At 41.0% G+C, this 6,928-nt stretch carries 6 protein-coding genes; 5 read left to right on the top strand and 1 reads right to left on the bottom strand.

Annotation, left to right across the window (positions count from 1 at the left end; translation table 11 throughout):
* Nucleotides 1–309: 309 nt before the first annotated feature.
* The 5 genes from CWB78_RS17955 to ihfA all read left to right on the top strand — a co-directional run bounded on the left by CWB78_RS17955 (nucleotide 310) and on the right by ihfA (nucleotide 5,840).
* The gene (locus CWB78_RS17955) at nucleotides 310–1,365 is read left to right on the top strand and encodes a DUF2066 domain-containing protein (RefSeq protein ID WP_171040362.1); all 1,056 of its coding nucleotides are present in this window, start codon (nucleotides 310–312) and stop codon (nucleotides 1,363–1,365) included.
* Entirely contained in the window at nucleotides 1,365–2,075 is a 711-nt protein-coding gene (gene hda, locus CWB78_RS17960) for a DnaA inactivator Hda (RefSeq protein ID WP_010392888.1), read from the top strand. The genes CWB78_RS17955 and hda overlap by 1 nt, the downstream gene beginning before the upstream one ends.
* 82 nt (nucleotides 2,076–2,157) lie before the next feature.
* Complete coding sequence (gene pheS / locus CWB78_RS17965) at nucleotides 2,158–3,138, top strand: phenylalanine--tRNA ligase subunit alpha (RefSeq protein WP_008468473.1); 981 nt, start codon at nucleotides 2,158–2,160, stop codon at nucleotides 3,136–3,138.
* A 15-nt stretch (nucleotides 3,139–3,153) separates the two neighbouring features.
* Nucleotides 3,154–5,541 (top strand): phenylalanine--tRNA ligase subunit beta, encoded by a 2,388-nt coding sequence (gene pheT, locus CWB78_RS17970; protein WP_055013111.1) that lies wholly within the window; start codon nucleotides 3,154–3,156, stop codon nucleotides 5,539–5,541.
* A gap of 2 nt (nucleotides 5,542–5,543) precedes the next feature.
* Complete coding sequence (ihfA, locus tag CWB78_RS17975) at nucleotides 5,544–5,840, top strand: integration host factor subunit alpha (RefSeq protein ID WP_008114070.1); 297 nt, start codon at nucleotides 5,544–5,546, stop codon at nucleotides 5,838–5,840.
* A 41-nt stretch (nucleotides 5,841–5,881) separates the two neighbouring features.
* Here ihfA and CWB78_RS17980 read toward each other — a convergent pair whose 3' ends face one another.
* Complete coding sequence (locus CWB78_RS17980; RefSeq protein ID WP_138596786.1) at nucleotides 5,882–6,679, bottom strand: DUF2989 domain-containing protein; 798 nt, start codon at nucleotides 6,677–6,679, stop codon at nucleotides 5,882–5,884.
* Between the last annotated feature and the right edge of the window lie 249 nt (nucleotides 6,680–6,928).

The raw sequence follows: 6,928 nt of genomic DNA on the forward strand, positions 1-6,928 counted from the left end.
CGGGCTTTTTTACGTCTGCAGAAAAGTCAAAAACAAAGGTAAAAGGTAACAGGTTAAAAGGAAAAGAATAACAGCCTAAAGCCACCTCCATGTCTTTAGTATGACTCTCACGCTGTTTTGCCGCAATATTCTACTGCGTCATCGCAACGAAGTAGCGCACCGACTCTAATTAGTCGGTATTTACTTTGAGGTTTTTTATGATCATTAAAGCGAGCTTAATGGCGTTAGTGACTGAGAAAAATATAATTTTGCTTTGTTAGTGGCTTTGATTTAGGATCAAAACAGTTTAAAACCATGAATGATTTGCCTGTGTATAGATTATTAATTAGCGCCTTATCCATTTTCTTTTGTGTTTCTGTATCAGCAGTTGAAGTAACTGATCTATATCAAGATATTTTGGTCGTAGAAGATAAATCTCGTGATACTCGTTTAGACGCTAGCCGCAAAGCGTTGCTTAACGTATTAGTAAAAGTGAGTGGTGACAAAAGTGCAGATGAAAATCGAGTCGCTAAGGAACGCACTAAAGATATATCCGATTATATGCTGAAATTTGAATATGATGAGCGTATCCCCGGAGAGCTTAAATTATTAGTTAAGTTTGAAGCACGAAAAATCGATGCACTAATCAAAGAGCTTAATTTGCCATTATGGGGAATGCAACGACCACTGGTTGCAATCTGGTTAGGGATTGAAGATAACAGGCAACGAGAGCTAGTAACTCAAGAAAGTTACCCACAGTTAGAGCAGCTCATTTATGATAAGGCAAGCCGTCGTGGATTACCTGTCGTTGTACCTTTGCTTGATTTACAAGATAGACGCCTTGTTGGTGTCCCTGAGGTTTGGGGGAACTTTTCTGAACCAGTAGAAGAGGCATCTAAACGTTACAGTGCTGAGCGCAGTATTACTGCTAGAATGTATCAAGAGTTTAACTCCGATAATTGGGTATTAGATTGGCGTTTTACTAATGACGAAATGTTTGAATCTAACCGAATTATTGGCTATAGACAGCAAATCGTTGCGCAAATGATTGATGATTTAGCGCAAGGTTTAGCTGGCGAATATGCGATCGATCCGAATGCGTATTATGAGCAACGTACTGCCAATTTGACCTTAAAAGGGACAGATAATTTTGTGGATATAGAGTTGGCAAAGCGCCGTCTACTCAACTTAAGTGTTGTCACCCAAGCGGTTATTATACGTAAAACTCCCGATTCTGTTGAATTTAAGCTAGATCATACCGGCACTGTAAACGATCTTAAAAAAGCCCTTGGTCTTGATAATGCTTTTAAAGATTATGTCGACCCACGTGCTTTTTATCACATAGTTGATAAGCAAAGCCTAGAGTATCAATGGGTTGAAAACTAATGCTAACTCAAGAGCCAATGCAAATGGCGCTACCGGTTACTTTACCTGATGATGAAACATTTGCCTCTTATTTTGGGGGAGAAGACTCATTAGAGGTTAACCACCTTAAAGATAGCTTTTCTAAGCTATCTCAAGCTTTTCAGTATACTTATTTGTGTGGCTTAGGAGACTCAGGTAAATCCCATTTGTTATACGCCACCTGTATTCAAGCCCAGGAGCGCGGCTTATCGAATATGCTGCTATCAATGCGAGAAGTTCTACATTTTGGCCCGATGGTTTTAGATGGTCTTGAGGCGCTAGATGTATTATGTATTGATGATGTTCACTTAGTGGCGGGTAATGATGCATGGGAAAAAGCGTTATTTAATTTCTTCAACCGCTTTAATGAGCCTAATAAAATGCTGGTAGTAACTGCTGATTTACTGCCAAATATGCTTAATATTAGCTTGCCCGATTTAGAATCACGCTTGAAGTGGGGTACCACCTTTCAAATTCGCTCCATGAGTGATGATGATAAAGCACAAGCGCTAGTAAAGCGGGCAAACATGCGCGGTCTTGAACTGAGTGACGAATGCGCGCGGTTTTTATTAACCCGTTTAAGTCGTGATATGCGCGCATTATTGGATGTATTAGACAAATTAGATCACGCATCCATGGCTGCACAGCGAAAATTAACTATTCCTTTCATAAAATCAACGCTAAAGCTGTAGTAGGTCTAGAATCTAGACCCCGCTTTCAGTTATCATTAGCTAACAAAATTGTAATCACCTTCTTTGAAAGATCAGGTATCGAATGAACTTAGAAAATATATTAGCGCAAGCACTTGAGGCAGTTGCCAGTGCCAGTGAAATCGCGCAACTAGAAGAGATCAGGGTTAACTACCTTGGTAAAAAAGGCGAGATCACCAGCTTACTTAAAACACTGGGTAAAATTGCTCCTGAAGAACGCAAAGAAGCAGGCCAGGTAATCAATCAAGCTAAGCAAGATGTGCAAAGCGCAATTAATGACAAGCGTGAGCTTTTAGCGAGTAAAGCACTTGAAGAAAAACTAGCTGCTGAAACTATCGATGTAACTTTACCAGGGCGCGTTATGCCTTCTGGTGGCCTTCACCCAGTAACACGTACAATTGAGCGTATTGAAAGCTTTTTTGGTGAACTAGGCTTTGAAGTTAAATCAGGCCCTGAAGTTGAAGATGATTTTCATAACTTTGATGCGCTAAATATTCCTGAGCACCATCCTGCTCGCGCCGACCACGATACCTTTTACTTTAATCCTAAGTTGGTGTTGCGTACTCAAACTAGTGGTGTGCAAATTCGTACCATGGAAACAGAGCAGCCGCCGCTTCGTATAATTTCACCAGGGCGTGTATATCGTAATGACTACGACCAAACACATACACCTATGTTCCATCAGGTGGAAGGTTTAATGGTCGATACGGACGTTAGCTTTACTGAGCTCAAAGGTATTTTACATGACTTCTTACGTAACTTTTTTGAAGAAGATATGGAAATTCGTTTCCGTCCTTCATTCTTCCCATTTACAGAGCCCTCAGCCGAAGTTGATGTAATGGGTAAAGATGGTAAATGGTTAGAGGTATTAGGCTGTGGCATGGTTCACCCTAACGTACTTAAGTCTGTTGGTATCGATCCTGAAAAATACACCGGTTTTGCCTTTGGTATGGGTGTAGAGCGCTTAACTATGTTGCGTTACGGCGTAAACGATTTACGTGCGTTTTTCGAAAACGACTTAAAATTCCTAAACCAGTTCCGTTAAGAGTGAAGAAATAAAATGAAATTTAGTGAAAAGTGGTTAAGAGAGTGGGTAAATCCTGCAATTGATACGCAAGCTCTTTCGGAACAGCTTTCAATGGCTGGTTTAGAAGTAGATGGCGTAGAGCCGGCAGCAGCCAAATTTAATGGTGTTGTTGTAGGTGAGGTGGTTGAATGTGGTCAGCACCCTGATGCAGATAAACTACGTGTAACAAAAATTAATGTTGGTGGTGATGAACTGCTTGATATTGTTTGTGGTGCACCAAATTGTCGCCAAGGTATTAAAGTTGCTGTTGCCACTGTTGGTGCAGTATTACCAGGTGATTTTAAAATTAAAAAGGCCAAACTTCGTGGTCAACCATCACACGGCATGTTGTGTGCGTTTGATGAGCTAGGCATTAGCGAAGAAGGCGATGGCATTATGGAATTGCCGCTTGACGCGCCGATTGGCACAGATTTACGCGAATACTTAGGGTTAGATGACAACATCATAGATGTAGATTTAACCCCTAACCGTGGTGACTGTTTAGGTATTAAAGGCCTTGCTCGTGAAGTTGGCGTACTGAACAGCATTGATGTTAATACATTAAGTATTCCAGCGGTAGCACCGACAATTGAAGATAAAGTATCAATAGAGTTGGTTAACGATGAAGCTTGTCCTCGTTATTTAGGGCGTGTTATCAAAGGCATTAATCTTAATGCTGAAACACCTCTATGGATGGTTGAAAAGCTACGCCGTAGTGGTGTGCGTTCAATCGACCCGGTAGTTGATGTGACTAACTTTGTGTTATTAGAGCTTGGTCACCCAATGCATGCATTTGATTTAAATGCTATTGAGGGTGGAATTAAAGTACGTAGTGCAAACGCAGGTGAAGAATTAGTTTTACTTGATGGTAACACTGCAAAGTTAAATGAATCGACATTAGTGATTGCCGATCATCATAAAGCGCTAGCCATTGCTGGTATTTTTGGTGGTGAGCAATCTGGCGTTACTGAAAAAACAGCTGATATTCTGTTAGAAAGCGCATTCTTTAACCCTGTTGCCATTGCTGGTCAAGCACGTAGCTACGGTTTACACACCGATGCATCTCATCGCTATGAGCGTGGTGTAGACTTTGCTCTACAACATGATGCAATGGAGCGCGCTACAGCGTTACTGCTTGAAATTGTTGGTGGTGAAGCGGGTCCTGTTGTTGAAGCTGTGGCTGCTGATAAGTTACCAAAGGTAACTGAAGTACGTTTACGTCGTTCACGTTTAGACCGCGTTATTGGTCATCATATTGAAGATGCGAAAGTAACCGATATTCTGACGCGTTTAGGACTTGATGTTAAATTTGACAATGATAGCTGGAGTGCTGATGTACCAAGCTACCGTTTTGATATTCGTATCGAAGAAGATTTAATTGAAGAAGTTGCACGTGTATACGGTTATAACAGCATTCCTAATGTTGCACCAACTGCAAAACTGAAAATGACCACGCATGATGAGTCAACTGTTGCCCTGAGCCGTTTTCGTAATGCCTTAGTAACACGTGGCTATCAAGAAGCCATTACTTACAGTTTTGTTGACCCTAAAGCGCAAGCTATTTTACACCCTGAGTGTAATGCATTGGTATTGCCGCACCCAATTTCAATTGAAATGTCAGCGATGCGTGTAAGTTTAATGCCAGGGTTGCTTTCATCTGTTGCGTATAACCAAAACCGCCAACAACCTCGTATTCGCTTATTTGAACACGGCCTTAAGTTTATCAGTGATGAAAATGCTGAAAATGGTGTATACCAAGTGCCTGTTATTGGTGGCGTTATTACTGGTTTGGTTCATGGTGAGCATTGGGTTGAAGAAAAACGTAACGTTGATTTTTATGACCTAAAAGGGGATGTTGAAGCATTACTTGCAATTACCAACGATGTTAGCCGCTTTGAAATTAAAGCTGAGCAATCGGATGGTCTTCACCCTGGCCAGTCTGCCGTTATTTATGTTGATGGTAAAAAAGTAGGTTTCTTTGGTGCATTACATCCTCAAGCGCAAAAATCGTTAGATATCAACAATGCTACTTTTGTGTTTGAAATTGAAATGTCGGCATTAGAAAAAAGAAATTTACCTCAAGCTGTAGGGGTGTCTAAATTCCCATCAAATCGCCGCGACATCGCGATTTTAGTACAAGACAGCGTTAAAATTGGTGATATTTTAAACGTCATCGGAAAAGTTGGCGGAAATCAATTGGTTGACCTAAACTTATTCGATGTGTATAAGGGCAAAGGTATTGAGCCAAATTATAAGAGTTTGGCGATTGCTCTAACACTGCAGGCGGTTGATAGAACACTCGAAGAGAAAGATATCAATCAGGTAGTTGATAACGTGGTGGCCGCACTGGCCGAACAGTTTAATGCATCGTTGAGGGACTAGATATGGCGCTTACTAAAGCCGACATAGCTGAACACCTATTTGAAAAGCTCGGGATCAATAAAAAAGATGCCAAAGATTTAGTTGAAGCGTTTTTTGAAGAAATCCGCTCAGCGCTTGAAAAAGGCGAGCAGATTAAGCTCTCTGGATTTGGTAACTTTGATCTTCGAGATAAGAAAGAAAGACCGGGACGTAATCCGAAAACGGGAGAAGATATTCCAATTTCAGCGCGTCGCGTAGTTACTTTTAGGCCGGGGCAAAAGTTAAAGACCCGTGTCGAAGTAGGCACAAGCAAAAAATAAATAAAAAGGCAGCGCAAGCTGCCTTTTTTGTATCTGTTGTATTATTTCCGGGGAGAAATAAATTTTCCTTGGTTTATTTGGTGTAATGTTTGCTCGGCGAGAGCATCTAAACTGTCTAAATTCTTTTCTTGTGCTATTAATTGCTGCTCAATTAATAATATATCGATATTTTTTATACCAGAGAGCTCTGCTATTTTGGCAAAAATGTACGCGTGCTTATATTGGTGGTGCTTATAGAAAAGGCTAATTAAAGAGGTGTATATTTCTGGATCAGGTATTTGCTTAGCTTGATTTAACGCCAGTGTGTTGTATAAAAAACCAATTGCTTTGTGCTCATCAACTTTAATGTAATAAGACGCTAAATAAAATTGCATTTCAGCACTCGTTTCCACCTCGGGGGTATTTTCTAGATCAAGTAGCCGGGTGAGTGCCGTTTCATCATTGTTTCTTGACCAATGGTAATAGAGTAGGCCAGGGTGAGTGGTTGCTTGTGTTTGCTGATAAATACGTGCCATTTCTCTATTACTGGTGAGGTAGGCTCGTCGACGGGCGGTAGTTTTACCTTTTAGTTTTATATGCTGAATATTAGCGGCTAAGCCAATACATTGGTTGTAATGCTCAAACGCTTTGAGTAGTTGATATTTGTTCTCATCGGTTGGTTGTAAGGATTCGAGGTAGCGATAAAAGATTGTATGTTCTCGTTGTGCTTTACAGTGGCCATCTTGGTTAAGATCATTGCACATGGCGGGTGATTGCACACAAATATCTTCCACGGTAAAAGATTCTTCACATCCTGCAAGCAACAATGCAAAAGTGAGGGTTATGTGCTTAAAAGTCATCCGAGCCTCTCAATTTATTAGGGTCTGTCGACCTTTCAAGGTTGAATTTGCAGCAGTCTGTTTGGTATTGAGGCAAGGCAGAGCCTATGTGGTGTGGTTATTCCCCATAAATAGGCGATAACGCAGCATCAATGCCAAACAGGCGCTGCCCGAAGGGTTCTGCCTAGGGGCGATTTACTCTTTGTTGCTCGGTTTTTACTTAGCCCACTAGGTTACAAACCTCGCGCCGCGATTAAAAAGACACTAGTT

The organism is Pseudoalteromonas sp. S1612 (genome assembly GCF_005887175.1).
In the GTDB taxonomy this organism is placed as follows: Bacteria; Pseudomonadota; Gammaproteobacteria; order Enterobacterales; family Alteromonadaceae; genus Pseudoalteromonas; species Pseudoalteromonas undina.

What these genes read in the sequence shown, in the direction of transcription:
- pheT (WP_055013111.1), top strand. Translation starts at nt 3,154, where the DNA reads ATGAAATTTAGTGAAAAGTGGTTAAGAGAGTGGGTAAATCCTGCAATT.
- hda (WP_010392888.1), top strand. Translation starts at nt 1,365, where the DNA reads ATGCTAACTCAAGAGCCAATGCAAATGGCGCTACCGGTTACTTTACCT.
- pheS (WP_008468473.1), top strand. Translation starts at nt 2,158, where the DNA reads ATGAACTTAGAAAATATATTAGCGCAAGCACTTGAGGCAGTTGCCAGT.
- CWB78_RS17980 (WP_138596786.1), bottom strand. Translation starts at nt 6,679, where the DNA reads ATGACTTTTAAGCACATAACCCTCACTTTTGCATTGTTGCTTGCAGGA.
- ihfA (WP_008114070.1), top strand. Translation starts at nt 5,544, where the DNA reads ATGGCGCTTACTAAAGCCGACATAGCTGAACACCTATTTGAAAAGCTC.